At 34.8% G+C, this 16,333-nt stretch carries 19 protein-coding genes and 1 pseudogene; 10 read left to right on the forward strand and 10 right to left on the reverse strand.

Features of this window, described 5'->3' with window-relative positions; translation table 11 throughout:
• Positions 1-11: 11 nt before the first annotated feature.
• Together PSA_RS11780 and PSA_RS11785 are read right to left on the reverse strand one after the other, a co-directional pair.
• Positions 12-653 carry a YCF48-related protein gene (locus PSA_RS11780; protein ID WP_082305711.1) on the reverse strand — a complete coding sequence of 214 codons (642 nt, stop codon included), beginning with the start codon at positions 651-653 and terminating at the stop codon, positions 12-14.
• Positions 650-1,207: a GNAT family N-acetyltransferase gene (locus PSA_RS11785; RefSeq protein ID WP_052379911.1), complete on the reverse strand. Its 558-nt coding sequence runs from the start codon at positions 1,205-1,207 to the stop codon at positions 650-652. The genes PSA_RS11780 and PSA_RS11785 overlap by 4 nt, the downstream gene beginning before the upstream one ends.
• A 96-nt stretch (positions 1,208-1,303) precedes the next feature.
• Between PSA_RS11785 and PSA_RS11790 the strand changes: the two genes are divergently transcribed.
• Positions 1,304-1,510, forward strand: a complete 207-nt coding sequence (locus PSA_RS11790; RefSeq protein ID WP_042144300.1) for a hypothetical protein — start codon at positions 1,304-1,306, stop codon at positions 1,508-1,510.
• Positions 1,511-1,515: 5 nt separating this feature from the next.
• On the opposite strand, the gene PSA_RS11795 is transcribed toward PSA_RS11790, so the two are convergent.
• Positions 1,516-2,214, reverse strand: a complete 699-nt coding sequence (locus PSA_RS11795) for an MOSC domain-containing protein (protein ID WP_042144473.1) — start codon at positions 2,212-2,214, stop codon at positions 1,516-1,518.
• A 114-nt stretch (positions 2,215-2,328) separates the two neighbouring features.
• Positions 2,329-3,192 carry a protease HtpX gene (gene htpX, locus PSA_RS11800; protein ID WP_042144298.1) on the reverse strand — a complete coding sequence of 288 codons (864 nt, stop codon included), beginning with the start codon at positions 3,190-3,192 and terminating at the stop codon, positions 2,329-2,331.
• A gap of 75 nt (positions 3,193-3,267) precedes the next feature.
• Here htpX and PSA_RS11805 point away from each other — a divergent pair, with 75 nt between their 5' ends.
• Positions 3,268-3,516 carry a hypothetical protein gene (locus tag PSA_RS11805; RefSeq protein WP_042144297.1) on the forward strand — a complete coding sequence of 83 codons (249 nt, stop codon included), beginning with the start codon at positions 3,268-3,270 and terminating at the stop codon, positions 3,514-3,516.
• Between the two features lie 348 nt (positions 3,517-3,864).
• Here the strand turns inward: PSA_RS11805 and PSA_RS11810 are convergent, their stop codons facing one another.
• The gene (locus tag PSA_RS11810; protein WP_231665361.1) at positions 3,865-5,358 is read right to left on the reverse strand and encodes a CoA-acylating methylmalonate-semialdehyde dehydrogenase; all 1,494 of its coding nucleotides are present in this window, start codon (positions 5,356-5,358) and stop codon (positions 3,865-3,867) included.
• 165 nt (positions 5,359-5,523) lie between these two features.
• On the opposite strand from PSA_RS11810, the gene PSA_RS11815 reads away from it, so the two are divergent.
• The 5 genes from PSA_RS11815 to PSA_RS25870 all read left to right on the forward strand — a co-directional run bounded on the left by PSA_RS11815 (position 5,524) and on the right by PSA_RS25870 (position 9,182).
• Positions 5,524-6,414 (forward strand): LysR family transcriptional regulator, encoded by an 891-nt coding sequence (locus PSA_RS11815; protein ID WP_042144291.1) that lies wholly within the window; start codon positions 5,524-5,526, stop codon positions 6,412-6,414.
• Between the two features lie 62 nt (positions 6,415-6,476).
• Complete coding sequence (locus tag PSA_RS11820; RefSeq protein ID WP_042144290.1) at positions 6,477-7,505, forward strand: lytic transglycosylase domain-containing protein; 1,029 nt, start codon at positions 6,477-6,479, stop codon at positions 7,503-7,505.
• A gap of 334 nt (positions 7,506-7,839) precedes the next feature.
• Positions 7,840-8,319: an NAD(P)H-dependent oxidoreductase gene (locus tag PSA_RS25255; RefSeq protein WP_127924090.1), complete on the forward strand. Its 480-nt coding sequence runs from the start codon at positions 7,840-7,842 to the stop codon at positions 8,317-8,319.
• A 394-nt stretch (positions 8,320-8,713) separates the two neighbouring features.
• Positions 8,714-8,941: a prepilin-type N-terminal cleavage/methylation domain-containing protein gene (locus PSA_RS24570; protein ID WP_082305713.1), complete on the forward strand. Its 228-nt coding sequence runs from the start codon at positions 8,714-8,716 to the stop codon at positions 8,939-8,941.
• Positions 8,892-9,182, forward strand: a complete 291-nt coding sequence (locus tag PSA_RS25870; RefSeq protein WP_059364912.1) for a hypothetical protein — start codon at positions 8,892-8,894, stop codon at positions 9,180-9,182. The genes PSA_RS24570 and PSA_RS25870 overlap by 50 nt, the downstream gene beginning before the upstream one ends.
• Here the strand turns inward: PSA_RS25870 and PSA_RS11835 are convergent.
• Entirely contained in the window at positions 9,165-9,566 is a 402-nt protein-coding gene (locus PSA_RS11835) for an MAPEG family protein (protein WP_042144289.1), read from the reverse strand. The two genes, PSA_RS25870 and PSA_RS11835, sit on opposite strands and share 18 nt — an antisense overlap.
• Before the next feature lie 143 nt (positions 9,567-9,709).
• Here PSA_RS11835 and PSA_RS11840 point away from each other — a divergent pair, with 143 nt between their 5' ends.
• Complete coding sequence (locus tag PSA_RS11840) at positions 9,710-9,982, forward strand: hypothetical protein (RefSeq protein ID WP_042144288.1); 273 nt, start codon at positions 9,710-9,712, stop codon at positions 9,980-9,982.
• A gap of 1 nt (position 9,983) precedes the next feature.
• Here the strand turns inward: PSA_RS11840 and PSA_RS26310 are convergent, their stop codons facing one another.
• From PSA_RS26310 to PSA_RS11850, 3 genes and pseudogenes are all read right to left on the reverse strand, one after another.
• The gene (locus PSA_RS26310) at positions 9,984-10,220 is read right to left on the reverse strand and encodes a cupin domain-containing protein (RefSeq protein WP_052379909.1); all 237 of its coding nucleotides are present in this window, start codon (positions 10,218-10,220) and stop codon (positions 9,984-9,986) included.
• A gap of 5 nt (positions 10,221-10,225) precedes the next feature.
• Positions 10,226-10,438, reverse strand: a pseudogene (locus tag PSA_RS26315) (cupin domain-containing protein); the annotation flags it as partial.
• 207 nt (positions 10,439-10,645) lie between these two features.
• Positions 10,646-11,605, reverse strand: a complete 960-nt coding sequence (locus PSA_RS11850; protein WP_042144287.1) for a hypothetical protein — start codon at positions 11,603-11,605, stop codon at positions 10,646-10,648.
• 122 nt (positions 11,606-11,727) lie between these two features.
• Between PSA_RS11850 and PSA_RS11855 the strand changes: the two genes are divergently transcribed.
• A complete protein-coding gene (locus PSA_RS11855) occupies positions 11,728-13,353 on the forward strand; it encodes a M28 family metallopeptidase (RefSeq protein ID WP_042144286.1) in 1,626 nt (541 codons plus the stop codon).
• Positions 13,354-13,422: 69 nt separating this feature from the next.
• Complete coding sequence (locus PSA_RS11860; RefSeq protein WP_042144285.1) at positions 13,423-14,595, forward strand: putative manganese transporter; 1,173 nt, start codon at positions 13,423-13,425, stop codon at positions 14,593-14,595.
• A 136-nt stretch (positions 14,596-14,731) separates the two neighbouring features.
• On the opposite strand, the gene PSA_RS11865 is transcribed toward PSA_RS11860, so the two are convergent.
• Positions 14,732-16,333 carry a dihydrolipoyllysine-residue acetyltransferase gene (locus tag PSA_RS11865; RefSeq protein WP_042144284.1) on the reverse strand — a complete coding sequence of 534 codons (1,602 nt, stop codon included), beginning with the start codon at positions 16,331-16,333 and terminating at the stop codon, positions 14,732-14,734.

Here is a 16,333-nt window from a genome sequence, read left to right on the forward strand (position 1 = left end):
GTTTGGTTTTACTATTTAACGGTTGCCAGTTTACCTGTTGTGATACAAGTATTATTAATACATGACATAGCTGTTCTCAGACCAAGATCACCCGTATTAACCTTTGACCATTTATTATCTTTTAATCTCTCGAGGTTATTATATTTATTATTTCTTTTTAAATAATCACCACCCAAAACAAATAACTGTTTTTGAGAATTTAAAGCAAGTGCATAACCACCAGATGTTGGTGATTCTTGATGAAGTGGCAAGGCTTCACTTTGCCATGTATTGCCAAAATCATCACTTGAATATACTGATGCTGATAATCTTCCTGTAGTAAACCACGCATTGCCATTGTCACAAACAATGAGCGTATTACCGCTCGCAGCAAAAGCTGATTCGTTCTCTAAAATCTTAGGTATATTGTTTTGCGGAATTCTACTCCAAGTTTTACCGCCATCTTTAGTGCGTTTAATGACATAAAAACCATCGACAGGGTCGCCCATTAATAGGCCATTATTTTCATCCCAAAATGCAATTGAATCAAAAAAACCTTTTATATCTTGATTTTGATAGCGCTTTTCCCAGGTTTTACCTGCGTCTAATGTTTTAAATAATATTGACTGATTACCAATACCTATTCCTATAACAATCGCGGTTTTATCATTTATAGCACCTTTGTATTTTTATATAGGGTGTTATTTTGCCAAATTCTTTTAGTTAATTGATATTGCTGAATATCATTATTATTGATGTTATTTTCACACTTAACAAAACCTAGCTTTGTTAATAACTTGATCGAAGCAATATTTAAATTCAACACATTAGCATTTATCTTATTCACCACAAAATAACAACTATCACTGAATATATAAGCGATTAAATAGTTAACGGCTTCAATCATGAAACCATTTTTCCAGTACTTTGGATCTAATTCATAACCTATTGTTGCAGTTCTGCAGCTTGCGTTATATTCGTGCACACCACAACTACCAATAAACTCATCTACGCTATTATTTATGGCATAGCGAATTCCGATATTGTTATAGCTATTCTCTAAATCCTGCTGTATCAGATCTTGTGCCTGTGCTTTATTATCAAGTACTGAAAAATTATTATATAAACATACTTCATATTGACTCAATAAATTAAACAACGCGGTTGCATCTCTATAAGAGATGGGTTTTAGCGCTAGTCTAGGTGTTTTTAATATTGGAAATTGCATATTTATAGTCCAAACTATCCTTTTTAATCATCATTACCTTTATTGCACAACGGAAATCTCTTATTATTTAGTTATTAGTGTTTAATTAAGAAAATGATGACAACAGAATTTAAAGTGATACAACCAACAACAACCGTTTTTTGCCATGAACGTGGTGAAGGCTGGACCCTTACAGGTATAACCGACATAAACGAAAAAACATCTGTTATGTTTGGCGGTAAGCGATATACAGTAGATGCTCGAGAAGTGGTTGAAGTACTTTTACCTAACCAAATTTCAAGAGCTGAGCTAGAAAAAAAATAAATTTATTAACTGCCTTCTAATCTACCAGACCAGTCTTCAACTTTTTTATTTTTTAATCGATTGGTCACCATTTTTTGCCAAGAAGGCACTAACTTTAGCTTAGATAATTGCTCTAATGCGCTGTAGTTAAGTTTATCGATAAATAATAGTTCCAGTATTCTATGCAATGACCACAATGGATTAGGTCTATGGATCAGAATAATGTCATCTCCTGCTGACATTTGGCCATCTTCAATTACTTTAAAATACCAACCTGTTTTCATACTATCTTGCATCAAACGAGACATATTATCTTGGTCAAACTTAACATTGAGTTTCCAGCAAGGGAGTCGAGTTTGCACCACTTCAAAAATACAGCTTCCAATTTTTATTTCATCACCTAAACAGATATCATTTTCAGTTATTCCTGTTGATGATAAATTTTCGCCAAAGGCACCAAAGTTATCTAAGATGTCGCAATTGTGAAGTTTTTCTTTCCAAAATTCATAATGCTCAGATGGATACAAGTGTACGGCCTTATTTATGCCACCATGAATTTTTTTATCTCCCACTTCGTCACCGATTATGCCCATTTCATTTATATTGACTGGCTCAATAACAATTTTTTTATTTATGGCTGATTCAAATGCACGCTCAGATCCCTTTTTAAAAAAGGCTTCAGCTTTTCCAATATAAATACTCTCTAACTTCCCTAAAATTTGCATTTGTAACACCCTTAACTTATATATTTTTGACTGTCTCAATTCTTGTTTCTTTAAAATACAAAAAGCACTGCCTTCATGCAAGAGCAGCGCTTTTTAATTATTAATCTTACTAAATTATTTTAATGCAGCAATACGGTCTTCAAGTGGTGGATGAGATGAAAAATACTCGCTCATGCCTTTACCTGAAGCGATTCCAAACGCCATCATTGAACCTTGTAACTGTGATGGGTGATTTGATTGCAATCTTTCAAGTGCAGAGCGCATTTTATCAGCACCCACTAATTTAGCAGCACCGGCATCAGCTACAAACTCACGCTTACGACTAAAGTAAGCCACAATAACACTTGCTAAAATACCAAATATCATTTGGAAAACCATATCTAAAATAAAGTAAGTCCAAGAATGACCCGATTGCTCTTCTTCATCTGATGATAAAAAGTTATCAACAATACCCGCTAAAACTTTTGCCATAAATATTACAAATGTATTAACGACACCTTGGATCAAAGTCAAAGTAACCATATCGCCACCAGCAACATGAGATACTTCATGAGCCAGTACCGCTTCTGCTTGATCTTGATTCATACTTTGCAATAACCCTGTGCTTACAGCAATTAATGAATTGTTTTTACTTGGACCTGTGGCAAATGCATTCATATCAGGGCTATCGTAAATTGCAACTTCAGGCATTTTAATGCCTGCTTTTTGAGCTTGTGAAGCGACTGTATCAACTAACCATTTTTCGGTTTCATTTCGTGGCTGCTCAATAACATGAGCCCCAGTTGATTTTTTTGCCATCCACTTTGACATAAATAAAGAAATAAAAGATCCACCAAAACCGAATACAGCTGCGATCATTAAGATCCCACCTAAACTGCGATTATCAATGCCAAATACTGACATTAAAATTGATAGAACAATGCATAAAACTAGCATAACAGCTAAGTTTGTGACTAAAAATAAAACAACGCGCTTCATAGGTACCTCATAGTTAAATATCATTTATAAATATGGGGCCTTTACTTTTAATTTCAATGAAACGCTTTCCTTAAGGTGTTACAAATTGAAAAGTTTAAAGGGCAACAAATAAAAGTTGTTGATGCTGAAAAAATGGAAGTTGCTTTCCAAGTAATGGTGGATGGTAAACAGACCGGCTTTAGTATTCGGGTATTTGAATCTGATAAAACATTAAAAGGAGACGAATTTCTTACCAATATTAAGCAGGGTTTAATGACCAAATTCGATTTAAAGGAAGATCAAATTAAGTTTACGGGCATGCTTGTTTTATATACAAAAAAATAATGGTGTTGTTAATTGCCAAGTTGAAGTAGCATTAGATAATATGAAGTGAGTATCAAAAGAAAAATATATAGTTGTAGAAAACATTGTTGATGATTTGTATTGTGAATGTTTACCAAAAGAATCTGCCCAACAGTTGCTAACGCACACTTTTGTTCGATTCGGTCGCGGCTTGTAGTGCAATTTCTTATAATACATCACAAAAAATGCCACTCTCAATGAGTAGCATTATTAGTTTTTTACTAATACCAAAGACTATTTATTTCATAGAAATAGTTGCATTCACTTCACCGGCTTAGTGGCATGAGTTAATGCGAACATAGGTTTGCACGTTCAAGCCTCAAGGCATATTTACTTCATAGAAATAGTGGTATTTACTTCGCCTGCTTGGTGATCAGGAGCGAACCAACGAGTAGAAACTGTTTTAGTTTGTGTCCAGAAAGAGATCGCTTGTTTACCATTAGGACCTAAGTCACCTAATTTAGAACCACGAGAACCTGTGAAACTAAAGTATGCTACTGGAACAGGAATTGGTAAGTTGATACCTAACTGACCCGCATCTGCTTCATTTTCAAAGCGACGTGCGTAGTATCCTGAATTTGTAAAGATAGAAGCACCATTACCAAATGGATTATCATTAATAAACTTAACAGCATCTTCAAATGTATCTGCCTGTAATATTAATAATGCTGGACCAAAAATCTCTTGAGTATAAATGTCCATATCAGTTGTTACATCAGTAAACATAGTTGGGCCGACAAAGTTACCTTTTTCGTAACCTTTAACAACACAATCACGACCATCAACTAATAGTGTTGCACCTTGCTCAACACCAGAATTAATAAGATTAACAATACGTTGTTTAGCTTGAGGATTTACTACTGGCCCTAAGTCAGCAGAGCGGTCTGATCCTGGGCCGATTTTCATCTCATGACTTCGACTTGCAATTTCGTCAATCCAGTTGCGTGTTTCACCAACTAAAATTACAACAGAGTTTGCCATACAACGCTGGCCTGCCGCACCGTATGCTGCGCCTAAAATATTATTTATTGCTTGGTCTTTATCACAATCCGGCATTACGATAGCGTGATTTTTTGCGCCAACCATAGATTGTGCACGTTTTCCGTGTGCACTTGCACGTTCATAAACATGTTTACCAACATGAGTAGAGCCGATAAATGATACTGCTTTAATTAATGGATGATCACATAAACGGTTTGCAACTTCAGGGCCACCGTGAACTACATTAAGTACGCCTGGTGGAATTCCGGCTTCTAATGCAAGCTCAACTAAAAATACAGAAGAAGAAGGATCTTGTTCAGAAGGTTTCAATACAAATGTATTACCTGTTGCTAATGCTAAAGGAAACATAAAACAAGGAAGCATGATTGGGAAGTTAAATGCAGTGATACCTGCACCTACACCTAATGGTTTTTGTAATGTATGAACATCTACATTACCTGCAACATTATTTGCCATTTCGCCTAATTGAAGTGATGTAATTGAACAAGCATGCTCAACCACTTCTAAACCACGTGCAACTTCACCTTCAGCATCTGGTAATGTTTTACCGTGCTCTAAAGTAATCATTTCAGCTAGTTTAGTCGTATTTTCGCGAATTAAGTTTTGAAGCTTAAGCATAATACGCATACGTTGGCCCATAGGTACCAGTTTCCAGGTTTGAAATGCTTCATGTGCATTTTCAATCGCAGCATCAACTTCATCAAGTGTTGCAAAAGGAACTTGTGCAACAACTTCTTGTGTAGCTGGATTTAAAACATCTACCCAGTTACCTGACGTAGATTCAATTTTTTCACCATTTAGGATCATCGGAACGCGGCGTATAGACATGGTCTTTCCTTATCTTTATCTCTATTTTTTTTATAATTTATGATTAAATTGTAAAAAATGATTTTAAATAGCATAGAGGGTATAAATATCCTTGACAAGAGACCTCAGTGCAAGGCAGCCTTGCATATATGCAAGGAACTAAACTATATAAATAAAAATATGAATTGGGATGACCTAAAAGTCTTTTTGGAAGTTGCTAGAAGTGAAACTTTAACCATGGCCTCAAAGCGATTAAATATTGACCCTTCTACGGTTTCTAGGCGAATTCATAAATTAGAAAATGAATTAGGCACACAACTTTTTGATCGCAGTGTAACAGGCCATCAATTAACTGAGCACGGTCACGAATTACTAACCACAGCATTAGATATTGAGAAAAAAACGGTGGCGACCCTTGATATTTTGCAAGGCAAAAACCTTGAAGATAAAGGCAATATCAGAATTGGTACCACAGATGCATTTGGTAGCTACTTTATTACTGAGCAATTAACATCTTTTCATCTTCAACATAAACAAATATCAATAGATCTACTTCCTTTACAACGTTTGGTTAAACTAACGCAATATGAAGCAGATTTGGCCGTTACCGTAGAAAAGCCGGAAAATAAATCTCTTGTTGTGACTAAACTCTGTGACTACCGCTTAAAAATGTATGCCAGTAAAGAATACTTAGCGCAACACGGTGGTATGAGCTGTTTATCTCAACTTTCAAATCATGCAATGATAGGATATGTTGATGACTTAATATTTAGTGATCAACTGTGTTATTTAGACAGATACTTAGAAAAAGTAAAACCCGTTTTTAGAAGTACCAGTGTTATCGCGCAGTATAAAGCAGTTGAAAACGGCCTAGGTTTAGCAATATTACCTTGTTTTTTAGCATCAAAATCAGAAAACTTAGTGCCAGTATTAGAAAATGATATTAATATAATACGCAGTTTTTGGATGGCCGCACCCGTTGAACGTAAAAGATTAGCCAGAGTAGAGAAACTTTGGCAACATCTCAAGTTAACAACCCAGCAAGCTGAAGCTTTACTACTAGGCCAGTAATTTACTTTTTTAAAAATGATAATTGCCAATTGTCATTTGATTTAACTTTTAAGGCATTTTTTATGAAAATTTCTAAAATTCTTTCGATTGGACTTTTGTCACTTTCGATAAATACAGCCATCAATTTTGATGCAAAAGCAAAAGACCCTGTACCACTATTTGATCAATGGTTAGTAGAACTTCGAGCAGAAGCCAAGAAAAAAGGTATTACAGATGAAACGATTGAAGCGGCATTAACCGATTTAAAACTTTACCCTAAAGCCATTAAAAGTGACCGTGCACAACCTGAATTTAAACGCACATTTAAAAATTATAGTGAAAAGCGTTTATCTCAGTGGCGGCTAAAAACAGGCGCTAAAATGCAAAAAGAGCATGGCGCATTACTTAAAGAAGTTGGTGAAGCGTATGGTGTTCAACCACGATTTATTTTGTCATTTTGGGGATTAGAAACTAACTACGGAAATTACATGGGTAAGAACGATATTATTCGTTCACTCGCTACGTTAGCTTATGATAAACGCCGCGCAGCCTATTTCAGAAAAGAGCTATTTAATGCTTTAATCATTTTAGATGAAGGACATATCGCACTTAAAGATATGAAAGGTTCTTGGAGTGGTGCTATGGGTCAAGGTCAATTTATGCCATCTAGCTTCTTGCGTTTTGCACAAGATTTTGACGGTGATGGTAAAAAAGATATTTGGGGTAACCATGCTGACGTATTTGCATCTATCGCAAATTACTTAAAACACTTTGGCTGGAATAATAACCAAACTTGGGGCCGTGAAGTCACTTTACCTGATAATGCAAGTACTTGGTTAAAAACTGTAAAAGCAGATAAACCAGAAAAAGGTTGCCGCGCTTTAAGAACTCATACAGATAAACTATCTCTTAAAGAGTGGAATGATTACGGTATACGCCGTTTAAATCTTAAAAATTTACCGGATGTAAACTTAAAAGCCACGCTTATTTTACCTGATGGTGAAAAAGGCCAAGCATTCTTAACATATGATAACTACCGCACTATTTTACGTTATAACTGTGCAAATAGTTACGCACTGACTATTGGTTTATTGGCTGATAAATTTAAATAACTTAGACTCCAAAATAATGTGTGCTTAGATACTTTTTCTAAGCACACTTCCACTACCCTAAACTAAACACTCAATTCGACATCCCCTACAATTTTCATCGCATAATTTTATATATGTTTTTGTGGAGCTAGGTTATATTATCCATGAAAATATCAAACAAAACCTCCAATAAAACAACTCGAAGAGGACAATCTTATAAATTAAAACTGAGTTTTCATAACATCTCCGAAATACTGCCGATGTCATTCCCGAAGTCCCTTATCGGGAATCTATCTTTTATAATCTATAAACTACTCACAAAAGATCTCCGATAAAAACAACTCGGAGATGACGAATGAGATTTACAATATTAAATATTAATCTGAATGTTTTACGGAAATTGTTACAAAACACTTACCATTTTTTATTGGACCATTATGGCTATGAGCGAGACAATAATACCCAACTACAAAACGATAAAGACTCTGTTTTAAGTCAATTATATTCGTGTGATGCTGTGGTTATTGTTGAACCGGAATGGGACGGCAAGATCCCACCTGCACTTGTTAATTTACTATTATGTGCTAATGACTCCTATTCAGGTTTACTGCTTGGCCATAACCCAGCTTTTACAATTGGATTATCTACATCTGCTGGTGGCAGTAACCCCATTTCATTACTTAAGTCTTATGCTGCTAAAAATACTCACTTTCGGTATCAAATACAGTTATTTTATCTGTTAACAATCAATAAACAACAGGACTTACTTTGTGCTTTTAGATTTTTCTGCCATCATCTTATTACTTTTAGGCATAGCACATTCATATTTAGGTGAAAAATATATTTTAACCAGACTGTTTAAAAGAACGAATATTCCCCACCTTTATGGCAGTGATGATTTCACAAAAAATACTTTAAGATTTGCTTGGCATATCACTACATTTACCTGGTTTGGAATTGCTATATTACTGGCTTTTGAAAATAAACCAGTAATTTATTGTTATATACAATCAGTATTGTTTTTTTAGTGAGTGGCTTAGTATCGGTTTACTTTAGCAAAGATTAGTATTTTTTTGGCAATCAGTTTATTTAAAACTTTGATTTAAATCTATTTCAGAAGTACGCACACATAAAGGTATTTTAGATATTCCAATGACATTAAATTTAGCTGCTACTGGTAACAATTGATTACGTTTTATAATCTCGATCTATTTTAATATAAACAAAAATTGCATCGAGATTTATACGCCAATAAAACAAATAAACTTTCTGGTTTTACCTTATTAGAACTTATCATTGTCATTGTCATTGTTATTGTTATTGTTATTGTTATTTTAGCTGTATTAGCAATTATAGCCCTACCTAAGTTTTTAGATCTCAACTCTAATGCTGCAACTTCTGTAGGTAGTGATATATTTCCAATATGTTACTTACAAGTGGAATGCCTCAAGAGGTAGCAGCAACAGAACGGGTGTTACAAGTTCTTATTTCCAAAGCTTTCAAGAAGCAGGTTATAAAGTATTTATTCATCAAGCAAGAACGTTTTATTCATCTTGTCATTTTTATTATTTAGACGGTGTCGATTTGACCAAAACACCTTACTTGCTTTATGACGCCGATAACGTTGTTAAAGCAAGTGGTGTAATGGATATATCAAATGGTATTACTTGGTCTGACAGCCTAACTTTGTATAATTAATAGATTAACCCACATGGCTAATATACAGATAAAACCGATAAAAAAACTTATCATTCGATGCATCACATTATTATAACTAATATGAATTACTGCATGAAGATAACGAGATATTACAAAAACAATTGCGGTATATAGTGCAAATTCACTTCGTATGTTTAACGATATAAATAGCGTACATACAACATAAAATAATACTGGTAACTCAAACTGATTATTAAAATTACGGGTTGTCTTAGTCACTAAGTCAGGTAAATCATCTCCTTGCATAAGTCTAAAATATTTACGACTCATCTTACCTTTTTTAACATTTTTAATTCTAACTGTTACTGTTATTATTCCTACAATAAACGTCAGTAGTACCATCATAAACATTGTTATTAACATAATAATTTTCTTTGTTATTTTTAGAGTTCATGATTATTATAGGATTCGAGCAAGTTAGCAACTCACTATGTAAAGAATTTCTGTTAAATACTTGCCCTACTTATTAATATCGTTTTTATTACTAAAGGAATAATTAGCCCTTAATGGACAACTTAGACTTTAATGCTTTTTGTAAATCAATCTTAATTGAGCTAAGCATTGCTTACCCTTTTAGCAAAACGATTGCTTTTAGTGATATTAATAAAGATGTAGTCTCAACAACTGAACAGCTTGATTTTCACAATCAAATCATTCAATTTTTAGTTAATGAAAAACTTATTAGACAACTACCCATACAACATAATGATTTAAATTATTATCAATTAACACCTAGCGGATTTAAATTATTCAGTAAAAATGAACAAATGTGCTTTTAATTTATAAATGCCCTACTTTTACTAAAATAATTGAATCTTGTTCAACATAAGGATTATGAACACTCATATGCGGGTTTCTGATCCAACTACCCGCAGGATAGCGACCTTTTTTATCAATAAACTCACCGCTTATTACATATATTTCTTCTCCTGAAAAATGTGTATGTTGAACAAAGTGCTCTCCTTTTGGCCAATAAACCAGTGCTGTAGATTCTCCTTCAAACTCATGCAAAGGCATAACTTTTAAGTTACCACAGCCTTGTAACCATGATGGCGTATTTGTATAAAAATTAATGTGTTTGTTATCATTTTTTTAAATTGATGTAGTTTAACAAGTAAAGTATAGACCTGTTTACTAAATGGACTATGAATAAATCCTTGTGGATTTCTAAAGTATGTACCAGCATGATAATCACTTAACTCGTCTGAAAATACACCTTCCAATACTAATATTTCTTCCCCTAATGGATGATCATGGTTGGAAAACTTTGAACCCGGTTCAAACTTTACAAGACTTTAACGAAGTACAACCTAGAGTTGAATACTAACTAACAACTTTTGGCAACAAATTTGTTATAATAATAGATCAATTAGAAGCACTTCAAACCTAAATCAATTTAACAGGATAAAAGTCAGGAGCATCCTGACTTTTTAATATTAGAGCTAAGGTGCAATAGGACATTTACACGGATTATCATCATTATCCGCAGATTTACAGCGTTCCTTAGCTTGCTCCCATGTATAAACGGGCTTTATATTTTTACTATCAAAGAATAAGTCCATTTGAGCTAAAGCACATATAGTTAGCTGATCTTCAGCTTTTTGTGGATCAGGTGCGCCTTCTCCAGTTTCATTATTAAACCATCTCTTACAAGCTTGTGCTTTTGCTTCTTCAGGTGTGATACCTGGATTATCACCACAGATTTTTAAGAAAGTGGCTGCAACTAAATCTTGTGCTTCATATTTTCTTATATCAGGAATTGTTGCAGGGTTGTTACTACATTTTCCTGTAACACCAGCTGCAATCATATGATTTGCTATCATATATGGGGTTTCTTTTTCACTGTGTTCAAACAATTTAATACTACCCGCTTGTAAAATATTAACTTGAGGTACGCCATCACTATTAACTGGTAGTTGATCTTTGAATCTTACTCTAAACCAGGCAGGTGCTTGCGGATCATATAATGCTGAACCACAAATCAATAAAGGTAAAGTATAAGGATTATCTTTATTATGTTCTGGATTTAACTGTAGCTGAAGCATATTGCGAATATAATTCGATTTTTCTTCATTATCAAAAAATACTGAAGATAGCATCACTGGGAAATAGTCGTTTTCATATTCACTTTCACCAGAGCCTGGAGCTGCAATTGGATTAACATCTAAACAAGCCTTATAAAGGTCAATTTCAGATTCATTTATACCTACACATTCTAAAACTTGTTGCCAACGATTTAATGTCATGTTTTCTAAATAGTCAGCAGTTTGCATTGCTACATATGGAGGATAATGTAATAATGTCAATGATTTTTGTCTTGAAATTGGCATTCCTAATGGTAAATACAATTCCCATTTTGACTTACCATCACTTTTATTACCATTAACAGGAAATCCCGCCATTGTTTAGTCTTTAATATTTGATACTTTAACGAAAATTTACATAAAACCAGATTTTATTCATGTCAACTTCTGATAATCTACTCATTGATTTACTTTAATCTCCACCTTAATAAGAGAGCAAAATGAAAAAACTTCTTAGTTTAAGCCTACTAAGTACATTGGTACTGGCTGGCTGTGCAACTACAGCATTAAATAAAACCGATTTTGAATCAGCATATAACACAATTAATAGCGAACAGCTAACAACGCATATTAAAGCTTTTGCATCCGATGAATTTGGTGGCCGAGGCCCTTCAACTGAAGGTGAAAAACTGACTTTAGCTTACCTAACTAAACATTTTAAAGAGTTAGGTTACCAACCAGGTAATGGTGACAGTTTTTTACAAAAAGTCCCTTTAGTATCTCTTGAAGCATCACCTGAAATGGGCTTAACGATTGGCGATAAAACATACCAATATAAAAAAGAAATGGTAATGGGTTCATCGCGTATCAGTGAATTTGAAGTAATTGAAAATTCAGAGCTTGTTTTTGTAGGTTACGGCGTAAATGCACCAGAATATAACTGGAATGATTACAAAGATTTAGATGTTAAGGGTAAAACAGTCGTTATTCTCGTAAACGATCCTGGTTTTGCAACAAAAGATCCTGAATTATTTACAGGCGATGCAATGACATATTATGGTCGTTGGACTTATAAATATGAAGAAGCTAGTCGTCAAGGTGCTGCAGGTGCAATCATAGTGCATGAAACGGCTCCAGCATCATACCCTTGGTCTGTTGTTGAAAACTCTTGGACAGGCCCGCAATTCGGTTTCCAAAAAGAAAATAATAATATGGACCGTGTTGCAGTTGAAGGCTGGATCACAAACGATGTCGCGATTGAAATTTTCAAAAAAGCGGGTTTAGACTTCGGTAAACAAAAGCAACTTGCAGCAAAATCTTCACATCATGCTGATTTAGGCGATTTAACAGCAAGTGTAAGCGTAAAAAATACAATTAAAAAGTCTATCTCTAATAACTTTATCGCTACTTTGCCTGGTAGTGACAAAGCAGATGAGCATATTATCTATTCTGCACATTGGGATCACTTAGGTACAGATCCAACTAAAAAAGGCGATAAAATATATAACGGTGCTCATGATAATGCGACTGGTACAGCTGGCATGATTGAAGTAGCTGAAGCGTTTGCTTCATTACCTAAGAACCCTAAACGTTCTATCACATTTTTAGCTTTGACAGCTGAAGAACAAGGTTTATTAGGTTCTAAGTACTATGCTGCTAATCCTGTTATTTCTCCAAAAAGTACTGTCGCTAACATCAATATGGATAGTTTAAACCTTTTAGGAAGAGTAAAAGATGTCAGTGTTGTTGGTATCGGAAAATCTGAACTAGACGATATGCTTGCTGTTGCTGCAACAAAGCAAAACCGTACAATAGGTGGTGATCCAAAACCATCTTCAGGTGGTTACTACCGCTCTGATCATTTTGCTTTTGCTAGCATGGGTGTACCGGCTATGTACGCTGGTGGCGGTACCTTACCAATTGATGATGCTACAGCGAAATACAGAAAACGTATGGGTCTAATATTGCGTGGTTGTTACCACCAAGCATGTGACCATTACAGAAAAGGCTGGGATTTATCAGGAGCAGTTCAAGATTTGAAATTGTTCTATCATGTAGGCTTTGATTTATCAGAACAAAAAGATTGGCCAAAATGGGATACTAAATCCGAATTCCAAAGAAAATAAATGCAAATGATATTGATTTGCATTTAAATTAACTTTAAAGTACAACCTCCTATAATGAGGTTGTACTTTATGTTTTTTAATTCGACGTTATATTCAAACACCTATAATATTTCAAAAATATTATTTAACAAACGTGCTTTACTGCCTTTGGCATTGTTCGCATTTTTATTGACACCTGCTACACAAGAAATCGTTTTACAATCGTTATCAGATGCTTTTTTACAAGTATCAATTTTTGTAGCAGGTACGCTATTTTTATATTATTACCTCGTAGATAAATTCCCTCAATTAGAACTTACCTATGTACGCAGACATGCGCCTAATTTAGAAGTACCTATTAGTGCAGTATTAGGTGCCTTGCCGGGTTGTGGTGGTGCTATTATAGTTGTTACACAATTTACCAAACGACAAGCAAGCTTTGGCTCTGTAGTAGCTGTTTTAACCGCGACTATGGGTGATGCTGCATTTTTACTACTTGCGACTCGTCCATTTGATGGCATGATAGTATTATCCACCGGTTTAATCGTTGGTTCAATATCTGGCTATATTGTAAATAAAATTCACGAAGTAGATTACCTTGCACCAGAGGCTGATTCTATACCAAAAAATCAACCAACAATTCAAGATACCCCGATAAAATATGCCGGTAGAGTATTTTGGCGCATCGTTTTCATACCAAGCTTGATAATTGCACTCATGCTTGCTTTTCAATTTGATTTTAGTGCTATGTCATACAAGTTAAATGAAGCAAATATTTTCTTTGGTGCTGTTTGTGCTTTAATTGTTGTTTCGCTTTGGGCATTTACTTCTAAAGGTGAGACTTATCAAGAGTTAACAGCTGAAGATGATTTACAAAATAAACCCTCTCGATTAAACCGAGTAATGCAAGATACTCATTTTGTCACTGCTTGGGTGGTTGCTGCTTTTGTTTTGTACGAATTAACTAGGCTATTTTTAGGATTAGATTTAAAAGCTTGGTTTATGAATTATGCAGTACTAGGACCATTAATCGGCTTGTTAATTGGATTGCTACCAGGTTGTGGTCCGCAAATAGTTGTAACAACGCTTTATATTCAAGGTGTGATCCCATTTTCTGCTTTGATTGCCAACGCTATATCAAATGATGGTGATGCACTCTTCCCTGCTATCGCATTAGCGCCTAAGGCTGCATTTATGGCAACTATATACTCTACAGTACCCGCCTTTATAGTTGGCTATAGTGTTTATTATTTTTTTGAGTAATCGAAATTCCTCTAACACCTTTTTTGACGCCAGTACGTAGTAATTATTAAGTATAAAAAAAACCTGTATAAATAATATTATACAGGTTTTTATTTAAGTCATGCAGTGGCTCTAATAGAAACTCGCAGCAGATCTATTAGCTCATCGCCATTATCATTCTAGAAGGATTCTCTAAGTAATCTTTCCATAAGTTATTAAAGCGAGCGATTGTGCCACCATCAATTACACGATGATCGCCAGACCAACTTACTTGCATAATTGCACGTGAAACAACGTTGCCTTGGTCATCAAACCGTGGTAGGTGTTGTAACTTACCTAATGCAACGATAGCAACTTCTGGTTTATTAATAATAGGCGTCGCAATAGTACCGCCTATCGCGCCAATATTTGAAATCGTGATTGTGCCACCTTTTAAGTCTTCTGGTGATACACGCCCCGTTCTTGCAGAATCTGATAAACGTGTTACTTCATTTGCAATATCAACAATATTTTTAGTTTGACACTGTTTAATATTAGGCACCAGTAAACCAACTTTAGAATCAACTGCCATGCCAATATTATGGTCACCAAAATACTTAAGTTCTGTACAATCTTCATTTACTTTTGAATTAAGCACAGGGAACTCTTTGATCGCTAATGATAATGCTTTAACAAAGAACGGCATCATAGTAACTTTAATACCCTGTTTTTTATATTCTTCTTTTATATCACCACGTAGAGAAATTAATTCAGTTAAATCAATTTCATCACTATAAGTAAAATGCGGGATAGTTGTAACAGAATCTGTCATCAACTTAGCCATTACAGCTTTAATACCCTTAATAGGCTCAACATGATCCACTGATGTATTATTACTTTGGACTTCCTGTACTTCAGTAATTACTGCTGGTTTAGATTCACTTTGAATAAAGCGCGTTAAATCTTCTTTGAAAATTCGACCATTTTTTCCAGAGCCTGGTACACATTTAATATCTAAGTCCATTTCTCTAGCACGTCGTCTTACAGCAGGCGATGCAACAGCTTTTTCGTTAACAACAGTATCATTCAATGGTTTATTAACTTTACTTGAATTTACAGAAGAAAGGCCTTTGCTTTGTTCTGTTTCTTCAAGCTCTAATGATTTAGATGCCGCAATCACTGTTGGTGCCGGAGATTCTGTTGACGCTGAATTACCTGCTAAACGCATTTGAAATAATGGGCTATGCACTTTTGCAACATCACCTTTTTGGTAATATATCTTAGCAACTTTACCTGAATATTTAGCTGGGATTTGTACGAGTGCTTTATCTGTCATTACATCACAAACAGCTTGGTCTTCTACTATTTCTTGACCTTCTTCAACTAACCATTCGACAATTTCACACTCTACAATCCCTTCACCAATATCTGGTAATATGAAATCATCAAGATGTTCGCCAGTATCAGTTTGAGTCTCAGGCGCAACTTCTACTACTTCTAGTGTATGCGTAGCAGCTGAAGTTTCACCTGTAGCCACATCACCTTCAACATTCATAGAAAATAATGGAGCATGAACTTGAGCAATATCACCTTTCGCATAATATAGTTTGCTGATCACGCCATTATGTACTGCTGGTATTTGTACCAGTGCTTTATCTGTCATTACATCGCAGATTGGTTGATCTTCAGTTACAGTATCACCTTCTGCAACCAGCCATTCAACTACTTCACATTCAACAATGCCTTCACCGATGTCTGGTAATATAAAATCTTGTGACAT

Source organism: Pseudoalteromonas sp. '520P1 No. 423' (assembly GCF_001269985.1).
Lineage (GTDB): Bacteria > Pseudomonadota > Gammaproteobacteria > Enterobacterales > Alteromonadaceae > Pseudoalteromonas.

Coding starts and splice junctions, on each gene's coding strand:
- PSA_RS11855 (WP_042144286.1), top strand. CDS start 11,728: ATGAAAAAACTTCTTAGTTTAAGCCTACTAAGTACATTGGTACTGGCT.
- PSA_RS11850 (WP_042144287.1), bottom strand. CDS start 11,605: ATGGCGGGATTTCCTGTTAATGGTAATAAAAGTGATGGTAAGTCAAAA.
- PSA_RS11820 (WP_042144290.1), top strand. CDS start 6,477: ATGAAAATTTCTAAAATTCTTTCGATTGGACTTTTGTCACTTTCGATA.
- htpX (WP_042144298.1), bottom strand. CDS start 3,192: ATGAAGCGCGTTGTTTTATTTTTAGTCACAAACTTAGCTGTTATGCTA.
- PSA_RS11795 (WP_042144473.1), bottom strand. CDS start 2,214: ATGCAAATTTTAGGGAAGTTAGAGAGTATTTATATTGGAAAAGCTGAA.
- PSA_RS11865 (WP_042144284.1), bottom strand. CDS start 16,333: ATGTCACAAGATTTTATATTACCAGACATCGGTGAAGGCATTGTTGAA.
- PSA_RS11860 (WP_042144285.1), top strand. CDS start 13,423: ATGTTTTTTAATTCGACGTTATATTCAAACACCTATAATATTTCAAAA.
- PSA_RS11815 (WP_042144291.1), top strand. CDS start 5,524: ATGAATTGGGATGACCTAAAAGTCTTTTTGGAAGTTGCTAGAAGTGAA.
- PSA_RS11785 (WP_052379911.1), bottom strand. CDS start 1,207: ATGCAATTTCCAATATTAAAAACACCTAGACTAGCGCTAAAACCCATC.
- PSA_RS11790 (WP_042144300.1), top strand. CDS start 1,304: ATGACAACAGAATTTAAAGTGATACAACCAACAACAACCGTTTTTTGC.
- PSA_RS26310 (WP_052379909.1), bottom strand. CDS start 10,220: ATGCCTTTGCATGAGTTTGAAGGAGAATCTACAGCACTGGTTTATTGG.
- PSA_RS11840 (WP_042144288.1), top strand. CDS start 9,710: ATGGACAACTTAGACTTTAATGCTTTTTGTAAATCAATCTTAATTGAG.
- PSA_RS11835 (WP_042144289.1), bottom strand. CDS start 9,566: ATGTTAATAACAATGTTTATGATGGTACTACTGACGTTTATTGTAGGA.
- PSA_RS25255 (WP_127924090.1), top strand. CDS start 7,840: ATGAGATTTACAATATTAAATATTAATCTGAATGTTTTACGGAAATTG.